This is a genomic window from Pseudomonas sp. Z3-8 (genome assembly GCF_051131975.1).
Taxonomy (GTDB): Bacteria; Pseudomonadota; Gammaproteobacteria; order Pseudomonadales; family Pseudomonadaceae; genus Aquipseudomonas.
Map to the genome: position 1 here is coordinate 852248 of NZ_CP071643.1, position 18174 is coordinate 870421.

The 18174-nt window shown below is 63.4% G+C and carries 13 protein-coding genes; 8 read left to right on the forward strand and 5 right to left on the reverse strand.

Annotated elements, in window-relative coordinates:
• The first annotated feature begins 51 nt into the window (after positions 1–51).
• From ribA to J3P94_RS04015, 3 genes are read left to right on the forward strand one after another with little or no spacing between them, the layout of a single operon-like run.
• A complete protein-coding gene (gene ribA / locus J3P94_RS04005; RefSeq protein ID WP_305498489.1) occupies positions 52–669 on the forward strand; it encodes a GTP cyclohydrolase II in 618 nt (205 codons plus the stop codon).
• Complete coding sequence (locus J3P94_RS04010) at positions 666–1085, forward strand: MFS transporter (protein WP_434571534.1); 420 nt, start codon at positions 666–668, stop codon at positions 1083–1085. Before ribA ends, J3P94_RS04010 begins: the two co-directional genes overlap by 4 nt.
• Positions 1085–1870, forward strand: a complete 786-nt coding sequence (locus J3P94_RS04015) for a cobalamin-binding protein (protein ID WP_434571535.1) — start codon at positions 1085–1087, stop codon at positions 1868–1870. The genes J3P94_RS04010 and J3P94_RS04015 overlap by 1 nt, the downstream gene beginning before the upstream one ends.
• 136 nt (positions 1871–2006) lie before the next feature.
• Here the strand turns inward: J3P94_RS04015 and J3P94_RS04020 are convergent, their stop codons facing one another.
• The 5 genes from J3P94_RS04020 to J3P94_RS04040 all read right to left on the reverse strand — a co-directional run bounded on the left by J3P94_RS04020 (position 2007) and on the right by J3P94_RS04040 (position 8540).
• Positions 2007–3887: a TonB-dependent receptor domain-containing protein gene (locus J3P94_RS04020; RefSeq protein WP_434571537.1), complete on the reverse strand. Its 1881-nt coding sequence runs from the start codon at positions 3885–3887 to the stop codon at positions 2007–2009.
• A 144-nt stretch (positions 3888–4031) separates the two neighbouring features.
• Positions 4032–5930: a 1-deoxy-D-xylulose-5-phosphate synthase gene (dxs, locus tag J3P94_RS04025; RefSeq protein ID WP_434571538.1), complete on the reverse strand. Its 1899-nt coding sequence runs from the start codon at positions 5928–5930 to the stop codon at positions 4032–4034.
• Positions 5931–6044: 114 nt separating this feature from the next.
• The gene (gene ispA / locus J3P94_RS04030; protein ID WP_434571540.1) at positions 6045–6932 is read right to left on the reverse strand and encodes a (2E,6E)-farnesyl diphosphate synthase; all 888 of its coding nucleotides are present in this window, start codon (positions 6930–6932) and stop codon (positions 6045–6047) included.
• On the reverse strand, positions 6929–7171 hold the full coding sequence (locus J3P94_RS04035) for an exodeoxyribonuclease VII small subunit (RefSeq protein ID WP_305498501.1): 243 nt from the start codon (positions 7169–7171) through the stop codon (positions 6929–6931). Before J3P94_RS04035 ends, ispA begins: the two co-directional genes overlap by 4 nt.
• A 232-nt stretch (positions 7172–7403) precedes the next feature.
• Positions 7404–8540, reverse strand: coding sequence for a Fic family protein (locus tag J3P94_RS04040; protein ID WP_434571542.1), 1137 nt, complete (start codon positions 8538–8540; stop codon positions 7404–7406).
• 269 nt (positions 8541–8809) lie between these two features.
• Between J3P94_RS04040 and J3P94_RS04045 the strand changes: the two genes are divergently transcribed.
• The 5 genes from J3P94_RS04045 to J3P94_RS04065 are packed head-to-tail and all read left to right on the forward strand — an operon-like array spanning position 8810 to position 18171.
• Positions 8810–9598, forward strand: a complete 789-nt coding sequence (locus J3P94_RS04045) for a YfaP family protein (RefSeq protein WP_434571543.1) — start codon at positions 8810–8812, stop codon at positions 9596–9598.
• A 33-nt stretch (positions 9599–9631) separates the two neighbouring features.
• A complete protein-coding gene (locus tag J3P94_RS04050) occupies positions 9632–11341 on the forward strand; it encodes a DUF2138 domain-containing protein (protein ID WP_434571545.1) in 1710 nt (569 codons plus the stop codon).
• Positions 11326–11985, forward strand: coding sequence for a DUF1175 domain-containing protein (locus tag J3P94_RS04055; protein WP_434571546.1), 660 nt, complete (start codon positions 11326–11328; stop codon positions 11983–11985). The genes J3P94_RS04050 and J3P94_RS04055 overlap by 16 nt, the downstream gene beginning before the upstream one ends.
• Positions 11982–16550 carry an alpha-2-macroglobulin family protein gene (locus tag J3P94_RS04060; RefSeq protein ID WP_434574082.1) on the forward strand — a complete coding sequence of 1523 codons (4569 nt, stop codon included), beginning with the start codon at positions 11982–11984 and terminating at the stop codon, positions 16548–16550. The genes J3P94_RS04055 and J3P94_RS04060 overlap by 4 nt, the downstream gene beginning before the upstream one ends.
• 1 nt (position 16551) lies before the next feature.
• Positions 16552–18171 (forward strand): DUF2300 domain-containing protein, encoded by a 1620-nt coding sequence (locus J3P94_RS04065; protein ID WP_434571548.1) that lies wholly within the window; start codon positions 16552–16554, stop codon positions 18169–18171.
• The last annotated feature ends 3 nt before the right edge of the window (positions 18172–18174 follow it).

An 18174-nucleotide genomic window follows, 5' to 3' on the forward strand; every position in this document is an offset into this window, starting at 1 on the left:
GTTACAATGCCCGCCTCTGCGAATCTCCAGTACTAGATCAGGAGCACACCGGTGCCTGTCGTTTTTGTTGCCGCTTCCAAGCTGCCAACACCCTTTGCGCAATTCACCATGCATGGTTTTCTCGATGAAGCCACCGGCCGCGAGCACGTCGTGCTCAGCCTGGGTGATTTCGCCGACGGCGCTCCGGTACTCGGTCGCCTGCACTCCGAATGCCTGACGGGCGATGCCTTGTTCAGCCAGCGCTGCGACTGCGGCTCGCAACTCGAAGCGGCCCTGCAGGCCATTGCTCGCGAGGGCCGTGGCGTACTGCTGTACCTGCGCCAGGAAGGCCGCGGCATCGGCCTGTTGAACAAGATCCGTGCCTACGAGCTGCAAGACGGCGGCGCCGATACTGTCGAAGCCAACGAGCGCCTCGGGTTTGCCGCCGACTTGCGTGACTACAGCATTTGCCAGCCGATGCTCGAACACCTGGGCATCAAGTCCTTGCGACTGATGACCAACAACCCGCGCAAGGTCAAGGCATTGACCGACATGGGCGTAGTGGTTGCGGAGCGCGTGCCGCTGCATACCGGGCACAACCCGCACAACAAGCTTTACCTGGCAACCAAGGCCAGCAAGCTCGACCACATGATGGGCAACGAGCACCAGGGCGAGGTCGACCGGGCGTGACGCGTGGTCAGGTTCGGCGGCGGCTGGCCGTCAGTTGGTGGCAATACCTGGCGCTGGCGTTGCTGCCGCTGTTCGTGATCAACGCGGTGTTTGGTCAGGGCGAAGCGATTCTGCCGGTATTGGCGATGCCGTTGTTTATCGCCGGCGTGGCGTCGATGTTTGTCAGCCTGCGATTTTTCGGCGGTTATAAAAACGCACTGATCGCCACGCAGAAATTCCTCGATACACCGGAAGAACCCCAAGCCTGGATCACTCTCGCGGCTCGGCGTCGCGCAGCGTTTCTGGCGGCAGGCCTACCGGCGTGGATTGGCGCGCTGGCGGTGTTTGTCGGGTTGGAAGCGGTACCGCTGATGCTGCTGGCGTTATCCACTGCGGTGCTGTTCTATTTGTATCGCATCCCACGCCAGCTCGGCTGATGCGTCTCTGGCTGGCGGTTCTGTTGCTGGCCGCCAGCGCTTCGACGACGGCGGCCAATCGTGTCGTCAGCCTGGCACCGTCGCTCTCTGAAATCGTCGTTGAACTGGACTCCGCCGACCTGCTGGTGGGTGTGCTGGACGGTGGCGATCGTCCACCGGTCCTGAAGGACCTGCCGTCGGTGGGGCGTTACGGCCAGCTGGACATGGAGCGCTTGCTCAGCCTCAAGCCTGACCTGCTCCTGCTCTGGCCCGGTAGTATTGGCCCGGCCCAGCGCGAGCAGCTCAAGGGCCTGGGCATCCCGATCCATATCGCCGAGCCCCACAGCCTCGACCAGCTCCTGCGCCAGATTGAAGACATCGCCGCCCAGCTCGGCCGCCCGGAGCGGGGCGTGCAGCGAGCGGCGCAATTGCGCGAGCGTCTTCAGGCGTTACGCCAGCGCTATCGACGGGACGCGCCGTTGCCGGTGTTCTATCAGGTCTGGGATCGGCCGCTGTACACCGTGGGCGGCCGACAGATCATCAGTGATGCGCTGGCGGTGTGCGGCGCGCGCAACGTCTTTGCCGACCTGGACCTGCCGGCGCCGCAGGTGAGCGTGGAGTCGGTATTGCAGCGCCAACCGCAGATGATCCTGGCTACGGAGCAGGCGCAGCTTGACGCCTGGAAAGCCTGGCCGGTGGCGCAGGGGCGGCTGTTGCTGGTCAAGGATAAAGGACTGGAGCGGGCCAGCGGGCAGATGATCGAGGCGACGGCGCGGTTGTGTGAGTTGATTGCGCCAGACCGTTAGACCGCGGTGCGCCTTTCGCGAGCAAGCTCGCTCCCACAGGGATTCGTGGCGAACGCTGATTTCATATCCGCCACAGATCACCTGTGGGAGCGAGCTTGCTCGCGATGAGGCCAGGCCGGGCACCATAAATCCTGGATTAGAGGGAAGGCGTCCAGGTCACCCCAAACAACCACGCCCGCCCTTCCTCCCGATAACCATACTGTCCCCCGTCATGGCTATACAGCGCCCGGCTGTAATTCTGGTCCAGCAGGTTATCGACCTTCATCTCAAGCTTCACTTCCCGGCTCAACGCCCAACTGCCGCGCACTCCGAGCAGCGCATAGCCGCCCAGGGCGTTGCGGTTGTTTTCATCGTCGTAACTGCTGCTCACCGCTTGCCAGCTCGCGCCGAGGCCGAGGCGGTCGAATTGCCGGTCCAGGTCGAGGCTCAACGTGCGGCGGGCGCGGCGTGCCAGGGTGTGGCCGCTGTCGCGGTCGCGCGGGTCGATCATCGCCAGGCCGAGGTTGCCCTGCCAGCCGAACAGTTCCTGCCGGTAGGCCATTTCGAAACCGTTGATCCGCGCCGAAGCGACGTTTTGCGGCCGTGAATTGCTGCCGAAGATGATCGCGTCTTCCAGGTTCGTGCGGTACAGGGACGCTTCCAGGCGAGCGCTGTCGCTCAGTTGGCTGCGCCATTGTAATTCGTAGCTTCTGGCCGTCTCGGGTTTCAAGTCCGGGTTGCTGAAGTCCGGGTAGTAAAGATCGTTGAAGGTCGGCGCGCGGAAGCTTTCGCTGTAGGTCAGCAACACGTCGTTGGTCGGGTTGACCGGCAGGGTAAGGGTGCCGCTCCAGCTGTTCTGGCCGCCAAACTGCTGGTTCTGGTCGCGGCGCAGGCCCAGCTCGGTCGAGAACGTTTCGGCCTGGAAGCGGTGCTGGATGAATGCCGCACGATTCCAGCGGCTGTCTTCGTCGAACGGCGTGCTGCTGTTGACGCGGTCCTGGTACCAGTCGCCGCCGAGGATCAGGCTGTTGCGTTCGTCCAGGGTCACGTCGTTCTGCCAGGTCAGCGAGTCGCGATAAGTGTTGAACACCTCCCGGACATCGCTGAGCTTGTCGAACGTTTTTTCCCGGTTCTCGCTGTGGCCCAGCTCGAGGCGGGATTTCCACGCGTCGTTGATCCGCCCATCGACATAACCGCTGAAACTGCTGACCGCAAATTCACTGTAGGGCTGCTGGGGCAGCGATTCGAAGGTGTTGGGGTCGAAGCGGCCGAACGGGTTGTCGTATTCGCTTTTGCCACGGTTATCCAGCAGGTTCAGGCCAACTTCCAGGTCGTCGCTGGCTGCATGGCTCAGGCTGAGACTGAAGGACTGGTTGCGGTTGGCATCGGCGTCGCGGTCGCTGGTGTAGGACTCGTGGGTCCGATTGCTCCCCTCGCTTTCGTCGAGGCTGGCGCCCAGGTTGAAACGGGTCTGCTCGTCGCCACCGGACAGGCCGAGGCTGCGCTCCCAGGTCTGATGATTGCCGACGCCCATATGCAGGCGTGGCTGTAGGCCTTGTTCGGTGCCGCGACGGGTGAAAATCTGAATGACCCCGCCCACCGCATCGGCGCCGTAGATCACCGAGCGCGAACCGCGCAGCACTTCCACCCGTTCGATCTGGTTGATGTTCAAGCGTTGCAGATTGCTGTCGCCGGAGGTCGCGTTGCCGATGCGCTGGCCGTCCACCAGCACCAGGCTCTGGGCCGACTTGGTGCCGCGAATGTAGATTCCCGGCAGGCTGCCGCGCCCGCCCAACGGTGCCACCTGTACGCCGGGCACGCGGCTGAGCAGGTCGGTGACAGTGGCCGGTTGCAGGCGTTCGATGTCGTCGCGGGTGAAGATTGTGTTGGCGGCGCTGCTGTCATTGCGCGCCTCGACCTGGCGATTGGTGCTGATCAGGATGTCAGGCAGCTTGAGGGCCTGGTCGCGTTCGAAGGTCTCGGCGAGCAGGTCGGCGGCGGGAAGCAGAGAGAGGGTGAGGGCGAGGCGGAGTTTCATGGGTGTTCCGTTATGACTGGGTCCACATAAAACCAATGTGGGAGCGAGCTTGCTCGCGATAGCGGAGTGTCAGTCAACTATGCTCGGCTGATACACCGCTATCGCGAGCAAGCTCGCTCCCACAGGGGCTTGTGTTGGCTGTACTTACAGCCCCAGCAACTGCAACCGCAGCCGCACCGCCGCTTCGATCCCCACCTCGTCCAGCCCGCATTCGGCGAGCATCTGCGCCGGCTTGGCGTGCTCGACGTAGATGTCCGGCAACCCCAGGTGCAGCACCGACCTGAGGATGTTTTCCCGGGCCAGGAACTCGCTGACCGCCGCGCCAGCGCCGCCCATGATGGCGTTTTCCTCGACGGTCACCAGCAGTTCGTGGCTGCCGGCCATCTCGCGCACCAGGGCTTCGTCCAACGGTTTGACGAAACGCATGTCCACCACGGTGGCGTCGAGTTTTTCGGCGACCTTCAAGGCTTCCGCCAGCTGTACACCAAACACCAGCAGGGCGGTTTGCTTGCCGTGGCGGCGGATCACGCCCTTGCCGATCTCGATCGGCTCCAGGTCGCTTTCGATCGTTGCATTCGGGCCGGTGCCACGCGGGTAGCGCACCGCCGCCGGACCGTTGAACAGGTGGCCGGTGGTGAGCATCTTGCGCAATTCATTCTCATCGCTCGGCGTCATCACCAGCATGCCGGGGATACAGCGCAGGTAGGACAGGTCGAAGCTGCCGGCATGGGTCGGACCGTCTTCGCCCACCAGGCCCGCGCGGTCAATGGCGAACAGCACGTCGAGGTTCTGCACGGCGACGTCATGCACCAGTTGGTCATAGCCGCGTTGCAGGAACGTCGAATAGATCGCCACCACCGGTTTGGCGCCTTCGCAGGCCATGCCGGCGGCTAGAGTAACGGCATGCTGTTCGGCAATTGCCACGTCGAAATAACGCTGCGGGTAACGCTCGCTGAACGCCACCAGGTCCGAACCTTCCTTCATCGCCGGGGTAATGCCCACCAGGCGCGGGTCGGCGTCGGCCATGTCGCACAGCCATTGGCCGAACACGCCGGAATACTTCGGTCCGCCGGCCTTTTTCGGCGCGGCGGCGGGGGCATCCAGGGGTTCGAGCTTGGTGATCGCGTGATAGCCGATCGGGTCGACTTCCGCCGGAGCGAAGCCTTTGCCTTTCTTGGTGACCACGTGCAGGAACTGCGGGCCCTTGAGATCGCGCATGTTGCGCAGGGTGGCGATCAGCGTCGGCAGATCGTGGCCGTCGATGGGGCCGATGTAGTTCCAGCCCAGCTCTTCGAACAGCGTGCCGGGGACCAGCATGCCCTTGGCATATTCTTCGGTACGGCGGGCGATTTCCCAGGCGCCGGGCAGGCGCGACAAGACCTTCTTGCTGCCTTCACGCATGCTCGCATAGGTGCGGCTGGAGAGGATCTTCGCCAGGTAGTTGGACAAGCCGCCGACATTGCGCGAGATCGACATGTCGTTGTCGTTGAGGATCACCAGCATGTTGGCGTCGACTTCAGGGGCGTGGTTCAGCGCCTCGAAGGCCATGCCCGCCGTCAACGCACCATCGCCGATCACGGCGATCGCCTTGCGTTCGCTGTTCTGCAGGCGGGCGGCAATGGCCATGCCAAGGGCAGCGCTGATGGAGGTGCTGGAATGACCGACGCCAAAGGTGTCGTACTCGCTCTCGGAACGGCGCGGAAAAGCCGCGATGCCGTCCTTCTGGCGCAGCGTGCCCATGCGGTCGCGGCGGCCGGTGAGGATTTTATGCGGGTAGGCCTGATGGCCAACGTCCCACACCAGGCGATCGTCCGGAGTGTCGAAGACGTAATGCAGGGCGATGGTCAGCTCGATGACGCCCAGGCCAGCGCCGAAATGCCCACCGGTCTGGCCGACCGTGTAGAGCAATTCCAGGCGCAACTCATCGGCCAGGGTTTCCAGCTCGGCTTCACCCAGCCGACGCAGGCCGTCCGGCGTGTTGGCGCGGTCCAGCAAGGGCGTGGACGGGCGTGTGCGGGGAATCTCTTGGAACGTCGTGGGCATCAGGCGAATCGTTATAGGTATAAAAGAGGCGGCAGTTTACCTTATGCATCGCAAGCTGCCCACGCGTTGGCCGGAACTTGGCCGATACGCACATGTAATTGGGTTGACCGTGTATCAGCTGCGTCGTTCGACGATATAACGCGCCAGCTCGCGCAACGGTTCGGCGGCCGCGTCAAAGGGTCGCAGCGCGTCCAGGGCCAGGTCGCGCAGCTCCAGCGCGTAGGCCTTGGCGGCCTCGAGTCCGAGCAGGGCCGGGTAGGTCGGCTTGTCACGGGCGATGTCGGCGCCCTGGCGTTTGCCGAGGGTCTGGGTATCGCTTTCGACGTCGAGGATGTCGTCCTGCACCTGGAAGGCCAGGCCGATGGCCCGCGCGTAGGTCTGCAAGGCCTGCAGCTGTTCAGGCGTGGCCCGGCCGCTGGCCAGGGCGCCGAGCCGGACGCTGGCTTCGATCAGCGCGCCGGTCTTGTGCCGATGCATGTATTCCAGGGCGTCCTGGTCGAGTTTCAAGCCCACCGAACCGAGGTCGATGGCCTGGCCGCCGACCATGCCAGCCGGGCCTGCCGCTTGTGCCAGGGCGCTGACCATGTCCAGGCGAACCTCTGCCGGGCAATTGCTCAGGGCCGGGTCCAGCAGGGCGCTGAAAGCCAGGCTTTGCAAACCGTCGCCCGCGAGGATCGCGCAGGCTTCGTCGAATTTCTTGTGCGTGGTCGGCTGGCCGCGACGCAGGTCGTCATCGTCCATGGCCGGCAAGTCGTCGTGCACCAGCGAATAGGCGTGGATCAGTTCCACCGCGCAGGCCGCGCCGTTGGCCTGCTCGGCAGCGCCACCAAGGGCTTCGCACGCGGCATAGGCGAGCAACGGACGCACGCGCTTGCCGCCGTTCATCACGCTATAGCGCATGGCTTCGTAGAGCCGCGCCAGTTCAGGGCTCGGGGCGGCGAACAAGCTGTCCAGCGCGGCATTGACCCGGGCCTGACTGCTGGCCTGATACGCGCCGATCATTCAGGCTGTTCCGCGTCGAACGGTTCTTCGGTCAGCTCGCCGTCGCGTTCCAGCAGCAGTTGCACTTTCTGCTCGGCCTGGGCCAGCGCCGCCTGGCAGTCGCGAGTCAAGCCGATACCCTGCTCGAAAGCGGTCAGCGAGTCTTCCAGCGACAGTTCGCCGTTCTCCAGGCGTTCGACCAGCGCTTGCAGGTCGGCCAGAGATTGTTCGAAATCCAGTGCAGCTTTCTTGCGGGCCATGGCGGCTATTCCGGTTGACTGTTAAACCGGCGCGACACTAGCAGACATGGGGGTTTGGGGCAAATCAGGGTCGGGTTTATCGCGGCGCAACGGGTGAGCTGAGACAGACGGCTTTTGTGGCGAGGGAGCTTGCTCCCGCTGGGCTGCGAAGCAGACCCAACGCTGCGCAGGCTTACCCAGATTGCGACTGCTGCGCAGTCGAGCGGGAGCAAGCTCCCTCGCCACGGGGTATTCAGTCAGCGGGATAATTGATGCGATAACGGGTACTGCGCCCCCCGCCTGGCATCCGCTCCAGGCAGCCCTTCTCCAACAGCTCCGTCAGATGTCGCGTGGCCGTTGCCTTGGAGACCTTGGCCACGGCTTGGTACTGAGCTGCGCTGATGCCCTGCTCGAACCCCTTTTCACCACCGTCGAGCAATCGGTTCAGCACTTTGACCTGTTCCGGTGAGAGCGCCGAATCGCGATGGACTTGCCAGAAACGCGTCTTGCCCAGAACACTTTCGATATTGGTCATTGCCTTCTGCAGGCTGCGCAAAAGCGTTTGCAGGAACCAGGTCAACCAGTCGGTGATATCCAGCGTGGCTTTCTGGCTGTTTTCCAGGATTCGGTAATAGCCGGCGTGGTCGTCCAGGATGCTTACGGACATCGCGTAGAAACGGATCGCCTGGGCCTCGCCCTGGGCCAGTGCCAGGTCGGTCAAGGTGCGGGTCAAGCGACCATTGCCATCGTCGAATGGGTGCAGAGTGACAATCCAGAAATGAGCGATGCCGGCTCGCAGCAATGGGTCGAGATCGATCTGTTGACGACTTGCCTCGAACCAATCGACAAACCTTTGCAATTGCTGTTCAAGGCCTTGGCGAGGCGGTGCCTCGAAGTGAACGGTAGGGCGGTCCAACCGGCCCGAAACCACTTGCATCGGTTCGTCACCGCGCAGTGCACCTACGCGGATCCGCCGATGGGCAAGGTCGCTGGTTTGATCAGGAAACAGCCACTCGTGCCAATCCAGCAAGCGCTCGACGGTCAGCGGCTGGTTGAAATGCCGGGTTGCGTCCAGCAACAGATTCGCCAAGCCCTCGCTGCGTGGGCTGGCGGGATTATCGTCGGCGGGCTCCAGGCCCAGTCGGCGAGCCAAGGACGAGCGCACCGAGCCGACATTCAGTTGTTCTCCTTCGATAGCCGAGGAGGTCACGATGTTCTGCAGCAAGGCGTCCAACTCGTTTTGAGCGCTGAGCGAAGCCGTGACCGCGCCCGTCATGCCAAGCAGTTGGCCTTGGGCCTGCACGCATTCCCTTAGCGCCGGCGCCAATGCTTCAGCTTGCCAGTGAAAGTCGGGCCATTCGGCCTGCTGCCAGATCCAATAAGCTGCCATGAGTCTGTCCGAAAGTGAGTGAGCCGAATAATAGCGCTATTCGGCTCATTTAGTGAGCCGAATAAAATTCCTATTCGGCTCACGCTATTCTCAGTCCGTGATTTCGCACACAGAATCGCGCGTTCCCCGATTGTGAAAAATCCGTCAAATGGCTACTCTTCGCGCCATCTACGGCCCCTTGTAACGGGGCCTTCAGACGTAACCCGAATAATGACAAACAGCGCCCGGGGAAGGGCGCCGGGTTGCGTTGTGCATGGCAGGAGGCATACGTGCGTTTTCTTTTTTTATCGATCGTGCTGCTCGGTGCGCCGTTGGCGTGGGCCGGGCCTTCGGCCGAGTTGTCGGAGCCGGTCGGTGGCTGGCGTTATAGCGGCTTGCTCGATCGCACGGAAAACCCTCAGGTCGCCTATCCGACACCGCCCATTGACCGAGGCATCCAGCGCAATCGCACGATGATCGAAGGTCGGATCAAGGACATGGGCACGGCGCGCCAGCCTCACAGCCTGGCAGTCAACGGCAACCCGTTGAATCTCTATACCGACGACGAGGGGCGTTTTGCCCGGCCGTATGCCTTTGGCGCCGGCTCCAACAGCGTCGAGGTGCGCAGCTCCGAAGGCCAGTCCCTCAAGCGCGTGCAATTTTATGAAGCCAACAACCTGCGCACCCCGGCGCAAATTCGCGTGGTGCTGGGCTGGGACGATCCCAAGGCGGAACTCGACCTGCATATCGTCACACCCGATGGCCAACATGCATTCTTCGGCCAGCCGGCGCTGAGCAATGGCGGCGGGCTCGATCCGGACGGCGTCGATGGCCCCGGCCCCGAGATGTTCACCATGACCGCGCCGATGCACGGTACCTACCTGGTCTACGTGAACTATTGGGGCAACTACGGCAGCGGCGGCTACAACTTCGATGAAACGAGCAACCAGAACGAGGTGATCACCTCGCAGATCAACCTGGTGCTCAACGAAAACACCGTCGATGAAAAACGCGAGACCTTTGTCGTGCCCCTGCGCGCCATTGGCGATCTGTTGCTGGTCAAGACTTTCAATTACTAAATCCGCTCCACGGATGAACAGGCCCTTGTGAATATGAGCGACAACACTGCTTCCCCGACCACGCCGACCCCTGTCGCCAAACCAGTGCGCCGCTGGCCGGCGATACTGATCGGGCTATGCCTGGTGACCGGCGTGGCCGCCGGGTTGGGCTGGTTCATGACCAAGCCCAAGGCGCCGCCCACGGAGCTGGCGTTGGAAAAGCTCGGCGTGAGCCGTCCCGACGGTCTGCTCGAGGCGCACTCCTTGAGCCAATTGCCCAAGGACCTGCTGGCCGTGCCGTTCCTCAAGGCCACGCTCACCGAGGATTTCGTCTTCTATTACGAAGCTCACGCCGACCGCCTCGGCCTGATTGGCAGCCTGCGCCGGATCATTTACGAGCATGATCTCAAGCTGCAGGACAGCCTGATCGAGCAGCTTTTCGACCAGCCAGCCGACGTCGCGCTGTGGCGCGGTGCGGACGGCCGACTCAAGGATTTCCTGCTGGTGATGGACCGTGGCGGATTGGCGAAGGTGCTGGAGCCGTTGGCGAAAGTCGCCCTGGACGACACCCAGTTGAGCAAGCTCGGCGACCTGAAGGTGGGCGGCGATGAAGTCGCGCTCTATCAACTGAGTTATAACGCCAGCAAATCCCTGGTCTTCGCGTCCCATGGCGACAAGCTGGTGGTGCTGTCCAACCCGACCAAGCTCTACGACCGGGGCAGTGGCCCTACCGACGAACCGGGCATGATCTCGACCCAGGCCCTCGAAGCGTTGCTGGCCGGTGAGAAACTCTTCCCGGAAGCCTTCGGCCTGCCGCCCAAGGCGCCGCAGATCAAGCAGCGCATCTCGGTCAACGCCAGCGTGCTCGCCATGGGTTACCAGCGTTTCATTCCGAACTTCGCCGGCTTGCGTTTCGACATGGACGACAAGGGCTGGCACAGCTTCCTGGCCATGGACGAATTGGAGAACCAGCCGGACTTCGATTTCAAGCCAATCTGGCAAGCCATGCCGATGGGCGCCAGTGCTTGCGTAGCCTTGCCCCTGGCCGCCGAGCAGCAGAAGCCCCTGCTGGTGAAACTCGGCGCCGACGAAAAAGCCGCCCAGGCCATGGTTGATCACGTGGCTGGCGCGGCGGGCCTGTGCTGGTACGCCGAGTCGCGCCTGTACACCCCGCTGCTGGTGGCAAGCCTGAACGAAGACGACGGCAAGCTCGACGCCGACCTGGGCAAGCTGTTCGGTTCGATGGTGGGCGCCTATGAAAACAATGTCGCCGAACATGCGTTCCCGGTTGTAGAGAAGCAGCAAGGTGCGATGCACCAATGGCAACGCCAGGTCAGCTCCAACTTCGGCCCCTACCTGGCCAAGGACGCTGATCAGCCCGAGTCGATCACCGGCAAGGCGTTCATGCGGGTCAGCCTGGCGCGCCACGGTTCGACCCTGCTGTTCTCCCTTGACGACAAACTGGTCGACAAGGCCCTCGGCACCCTCGACAAACGCTTCCCGCCCATGGCCGATGTAGTGCCCAAGGACCAATTGATGCCGGTCTACTTTGGCCCCGACTCCATGGCGCAACTGATGCAGCGCGAAACCCTCGACAGCCTGCCACAGGACATGGAACCGGTGTTCTATAACGCCGCGCAAACCTACCTGATTCCGAAACTGCGCACCCTCGGCGGCTACGGCAAATACGCGCTGACCTTGCCTGCAGGCAGCGAGCCGGACGGCCATTGGCAATGGTTGCCGCTGGAATGGAAAGCGCTGTGACAGGACTGATCCGCATTCCCGGATTGGCGCTGCTGCTGGCATTGCTGCTCGGCGCGCGGGCGTTCGCCGACGAGGCGCCGCCGCTGGATGCGCAACAATCCCAGGTCTTTCGGGCCTGGTTCGTGCGCATCGCCCAGGAGCAACTGAGCAAAGGCCCGAGCCCGCGTTGGTACCAGCAGGACTGCGCCGGACTGGTGCGTTTCGCTGCCAACGAAGCGCTGAAAGTCCATGACCAGAAATGGTTGCGCAGCAATGGCCTGTCCAACCGCTACCTGCCGCCGGAGCTGCCGCTGAGCGATGCGCAACGGCGCCTCGCCCAGCAATGGCAACAGGGCGGCGGCAAGGTCGGGCCCTATGTCAATGCGATCAAGCTGATCCAGTTCAACAGCCGTCTGGTGGGCCGCGATGTCACCCAGGCCCGGCCCGGCGACCTGATGTTCTTCGATCAGGGCGACGACCAGCACCTGATGATCTGGATGGGCCGCTACATCGCCTATCACACCGGCACTACCACCCCCACTGACAACGGCATGCGTTCCGCAAGCCTGCAACAACTCATGAACTGGAAGGACACCCGATGGATACCCGACGCAGCCAACCCCAACTTCATCGGCGTCTATCGACTCAACTTTCTCACCCAATGACCGGTGCCCGCATGCTGCGCTTGTGTTCAAAACTGCCCCTGCTGTTTGCTCTGTTGCTGGCACCTCTCGTGAATGCCGAAGACACCGTGGAGCCCAGCGGCTACACGCCGGTGTCCGGTGAAAGCTTCTTCCTGCTGGCCGACAGCAGTTTCGCCAGCGACGAGCAGGCGATGGTCCGTCTCGAAGCGCCGGGTCGCGACTACCGCCGGTTCCGCATGGAGCCCTACGGCGGCGCCGATATCCGCGTCTATCGCATCGAAAAGCCACTGGAATTCCTCAAGCGCCAGAAGAACCTGCATCGCGTGGTCAGCGACGGCCAGTTCAAGGGCGAAGGCTTGTCCAATACCCTCGCGTACCTGTGGGACAACTGGTATCGCAAGTCCCGCCGGGTGATGCAGCGGGCGTTCTCCTACGAGTCCCGCCAGCAGGTCACTGAAGAAGTGCCGGAGCTGAAGGTCGGCAATGCCCTGATCGCGCCGACCCCGTACGACGCTCCAGCGCAATTCGCCTTGATCCCCGGCTTGCCGGTGGTCAGCCAGTTCCGTTATCCGCTGTGGCAGGCCAAACCGATCCAGCCACCGGCCGGCGTCGACCTGGCCGGTTCGTCCAGCGACTTTGTCAGCGTCGCGCCGGGCAATGTCTACGTGCCGCTGGGCCAGTTGAAGCCGGGCCTGTACCTGGTGGAAGCGCTGATCGGCAAGTACCGGGCGACGACGATGGTCTTTGTCTCCAACACCGTGGCCGTGAGCAAGATTGCCGGTGACGAATTGCTGGTCTGGGCCGCACGCAAGCATGAAGGGCGCTCGGTGCCCAAGGTCAACGTGCTGTGGACCGACGGCCTGGGCGTGATGAGCAGCGGTGCCACCGATGAAGACGGCCTGCTGCGCCTAAAGCACGTCAGCCCGGAGCGTTCGTTCGTCATTGGCGAGGACGAAGAGGGCGGGGTGTTCGTCTCGGAAAACTTCTACTACGACAGCGAAATCTACGACACCAAGCTCTACGCCTTCACCGACCGGCCGCTGTACCGGCCGGGGGATTGGGTATCGCTGAAGATCGTTGGCCGGGAGTTCAAGAACGCCCGTGACTCGGTGCAACCGACCGCCGCCGACGTCAACGTCACAGTGCTGGACGCGACCGGCACCGCGCTGCAAACCCTGGCCCTGAAGCTAGACTCCAAGGCCGGCACCCAGGGCCGTTTCCAATTGCCGGAAAATGCCGTGGCCGGTGGTTATGAGTTGCGCTTCAGCTACAAGGATCAGCTCTACAGCAGCGCCTTTCGCGTGGCTGAATACGTCAAGCCGCATTTCGAAATCGCCCTGAACCTCGCGAAGCAGGATTACCGCACCGGCGAGCCGGTCAAGGGCAATCTGGTGTTGCTGTACCCGGACGGCAAGCCCGTGGCGGACGCCAAGGTCAGCCTGAGTCTGCGCGCCCAGCAACTGTCGATGGTGGATAACGAGCTGCAATACCTGGGGCAATTCCCGGTGGAGCTGACCAGCAGCGAAGTAACCACCGACGCCAAGGGCAACGCCGCCCTCGACCTGCCGGCCGCCGACAAGCCAAGCCGTTACACACTTACCGTATTCGCCAGCGATGGCGCGGCCTATCGGGTCAAGACCAGCAAGGAAATCCTCATCGACCGTGGCGCGGCGAATTTCCGCCTGGGCGCTCCCCAGCGGTTCAGCACCGTCGGCCAGAAAGTGTCGTTCAGCTACGCCAACGAAGGCGGCAACGAGCAGGCCAAGGCCGTGACACCGGGCAGCTACGCCTGGGTACGCCTGGAAGACCAGAGCACCGGTGAAGGCAAGCTGGCGGCCAAGGACAAGGGTTTCAGCCTGACCTTCGAGCGTCCTGGCACCTACAACCTGACGCTCAAGGACGACCACGGCCGGGTCATTGGCGCCGCCGCGCATGCGGTAACCGGTGAAGGTATCAAGGCCGTGCCGGGCACGGTCGAGATCGTCTTCGACAAGCCTGAATACAAGACCGGTGACGAAGCCCTGGCCTTGATCACTTTCCCGGAACCGGTCAGCGACGCGCTGCTGTCCCTGGAGCGGGACAAGGTCGAGGCTACCGCGCTGCTGACCAAGGGCGCCGACTGGCTGAAGATGGAAAAGCTCAGCGACACCCAATACCGCGCGCGCATTGCCGTGAAAGACAACTTTGCGCCGAACCTGACCTTCTCGGTGCTGTACACCAAGGGCGGCCAGTACAGCTTCCAGAACGCCGGGATCAAGGTGGTTGCGCCGCAGATCGACGTGGCCATCACCACCGATAAAGCCACGTATCGCCCGGGCGACACCGTAACCGTGGACCTGGGCACCCAGTTCGCCGGCAAGGCGATCCCGGCGCACCTGACCGTCAGCGTCGTCGATGAAATGGTCTATGCCCTGCAACCGGAAGTGGCGCCCACTATCGACCAGTTCTTCTATCACCCCCGCCGCAACAACGTGCGCACCAGCGCCAGCCTGTCGTTCATCAGCTACGACGTGGCGCTGCCGGGCAGCCCTGGCGCGCCGGGCAAGGCCAACCGCAGCGAGCGCGGCGTCAAGGTGCTGGAACGGCCGCGTCGCGAAGACGTCGACACCGCCGCATGGCAACCGGAGCTGGTCACCGACGCCAACGGCAAGGCCCGCTTTACCTTCAAGATGCCGGACTCCCTGACCCGCTGGCGCATCACCGCCAAGGCAATCGCTGACGACGGCCAGGTGGGGCAGAAGAAGCAGTTCATCGCCTCGGAAAAACCGCTGTACCTGAAGTGGAGCGGCCCGACCCGCTTCCGCGTGGGCGACAAGCCGCAACTGGGCCTGTTCGTCTTCAGCCAGTCGGAAAAACCGCTCAAGGCCGAACTGTTGATCCGCTACGCCGGCGCCGAACAGCGTGTGGTCGCGGACCTGAAAAATGGCATCAACTACGTCGCGCTGCCGACCATGGAACTGAGCAACGGCGACTTGACCGTGCAGTTGCAACTCAATGGCGAAACCCAGGACGCCCTGGCCATGCACCTCAATGCCAGCGGCAACGGTTGGCAAGTCACCCAGAGCCAGCGCCTCGACGTCATGAGTGACGCCACGCCACTGAGCCTGCCGGCCGACGCCAGTGACATTCGCCTGCGTCTGGATGACAGCCCGCAAGCGCTGTTCCGTTCGGCCCTGGACGACCTGCTGAGCTACCCGTACGGCGGCGTCGAACAGACCGCTAGCCGCTTGTTGCCGTTGAGCATTGCCTACCCGTCCCTGGCGTCGAACTCGCAGATCCGTGACCGCTTGCGTTTGATCATGCAGAACAGTCGCTTGCGCCTGGTGCAGATGGCCGGCCCGTCGGCGAGCTTCACCTGGTGGGGCCAGGATGGCGAGCCGGATGCATTCCTCACCGCCTACGCCTATTACGCCGACTGGCACGCCAGCAAGGCGCTGGACCTGAACCTGCCGCCGGAACACTGGCAGCGATTGCTGGAGGTCTATGCCAAGCAGGCCGGTGATACGCCATTGCTGCAACGTGCCCTGATCCTGTCGTTTGCCAAACAGATGCAGCTGCCGGTGAATACCTTGGTCAGCGGTCTGATGGACGACCTGGCGAAGGCCAGCGAAGACAGCACCGAGAGCGTGCTGGACAGTGGCGAGGACAGCCTCGTCATGTACGCGCCGGATTCAGCCCTCGGCCTGGCCAGCGCCCGTGTCCTGGCGGCATCGCTGGCTAAGCAGGTAAAAGTGCCAATGCCGGCGGCATTCAGTCGCCAGGCAGACGCCGCGCAACAGCAGTTGGAACTCAGCTCCCAGCCGTTCGTCGAGGCCTTGCTGTTGTCGATGCAGAGCTTCGATCAGACGCGCGCCGCCGCGTTGCTGCAGCGCGTGTTGCCACAGCAATCCACGCTGGAACGTGCCCTGGCCCTGACTTGGTTGCAGCGCAGTATCGAACAGGCACCGGCGGCCACAACCCTGGAACCGGCCGAAGGCTGGGCAGCCAAGCAGGGCGCGACCGGTGAAACCTACTGGCAGTGGCAGGGCGCGCAGCTACCAACGATGCTGACCCTGACCAGTGCCCAGGCGCGTCCGGTGCAGGCGTCATTGAGCTTCCAGAGCCAGCAAGCGCCAATTGCGCCGATGGCCGTGTCCATCACCCGCCGCTTGTCGCGCCTCGTGCCGGGCGACGAAGCGTTCACCTTCAAGCTCGAAGCCGTCGGCAACAAGCCGTTGTCCAGCGACAGCCTCTATCTGGATGAAGTGATCATCAACAGCAAGGCCTCAACGCCGCTGCGCTACGGCATGCTCGAAGTGCCGCTGCCGCCGGGCGCTGATGTGGAGCGCACCACGTGGGGCATCCAGTTGCTGGGCAAGGCCGACAGCGAACCGACGTCCCTGGAAAAAGCCCGTTTCGAGCCGGGCCAGATGGCTTACGCGGTCCCGGTGGATGCCCTTAGTGGCGAACTGCGCCTGCGGCACCTGGTGCGTTTCTCCCAGAAGGGCCAGTTCACCCTGCCGCCGGTGCGTTTCACCCAGGTGTATGCGCCGCAAAACCAGGCTCGCGAACAGAAACCGGCGCTCGGTCAGGTGACGGTCAACTGACATGCGCAAGCCTTGGGGCTGGTGGCTGTTGTGCTTGATTCCTGCGCTGGCGACAGCGCAGGAGGAGCCCTTGCGCCTGGCTTTCGACGGTCAGCTGTTGCGAGTGAGCCAGACCCAGGTGCTGGACCGCCAGCCGTTGCCGGACGCGTTGACGGCACCGTTGGGCAGCCTGTGGAAGCTCTTCGTCTACGCCTGGCTGGTGGACACCGATGCCCGCGAGCCGGTCTACGAGTGTCGCGGCGAATCGAAAGAAGAAGTCTATTGCTGCACTGCCGGGCAGAGCATCGGCCGTGATCAGGCGCTGGTGAAGTCCTGCGGCTTGTACTTCGAACCGCAACGGCTCGGGCTTTCGGCGCCGGACTGGCGAGATTACTGGCAAGCGCGCCGGGCACCGAACTGGTTGCTGGACTTGCCGACCTTGCAGCCGCAAACCCAGGTACCCGTTGCAGAACTGCTCAAGGCGCTGGCCACGTTGCCGGCCCAGGATCAGGCCCGGCGGGTCTTACTCGACGTGGTGCTCGGAGCTGCGGATGGGCGATTGGTCGGTCAATTGGGCGGTCGCCTGCGGGTCAAGACCTGGAGCTGGCTGGGTGACCGGGGCCCAGCGTCGCGCCAGGGCGGTTTCGCCGGTTGGCTGGCCGATGGCACGCCCGTCTGGGCCGGTGGGCGCGGTACCAGCCAGCAGGTGCTGAAGAAGTATGGCGATGGCTTGGCCATGGCATTGCCGTCGCGCTGGCCGGCGGAAACCGGGCGTTGCGTGGAAGTAGGCCTGTTTGCCCGTTATCCGTTGCAGCGGGTCATGGCTGGCGACCGTCCTGCCACGCCGGGTCAGCTGCGCGGCGATTACCGTGTCGAGTTCACCAATGGCAACCAATTGGATATCCACAGCGACGGCGAGCTGTTCCTGCTGCCTGGCAAGCTGGTCGCGCGACTGGATCGGGAAGAATACGTCGCCCGGGTCCTGCAACGCGAAGCCAAGGCCGAACCGGTCGAAGCGGCCAAGGCATTGGCCGTGGCGATTCGCACCTACCTGCTGCAAAACGCCGGGCGCAATGGTGATTGCCTGAGCATCGATGACAGCAGTCACCGTCAGCGCGTCGCCCCGCGTCCGGCGGCGCCTGAAACCCGCGCGATTGCCGCGTGGGCCACTGATCTGGTCCTGGCCGGCACTGACGTCACTTACCACTCCGATCAACCGGGCCCGGACAAATTGTCCTGGGCCCAAGCCGTTGAGCAAGCCAACGGCGGCCAACGCTACGACGCCATCCTGCTGCATGCGTATCCGCGTGCCAGCCTCAGCCGCTGGGACAATCCAGTGGCGTCCTGCGAAGCGTTGCCCGCGGCCCAGGACTGGTTGCTGAAGCAGCGCCGTGGCTGGCGTCAGCGCCTGGAAAGCGAAGTGGGCTACAACGAAATCAGCGCTTTCGCGGTCTGCCGCGTCGCCTTCGGCCGGCCATATGTCGACCGCGAGCGCCAGCGCATCTACGTACGTGGCGTGCTGTCGCTGCAAGACCGCCTCGACCTCACACACGAATACCTGCACCTGGCCTTTGAAGCTCACCCCAACGGCCAGGACGAAACCTATATCGAAGGGCTTGCCCGTCACCTCTTGCTGGAATAGACC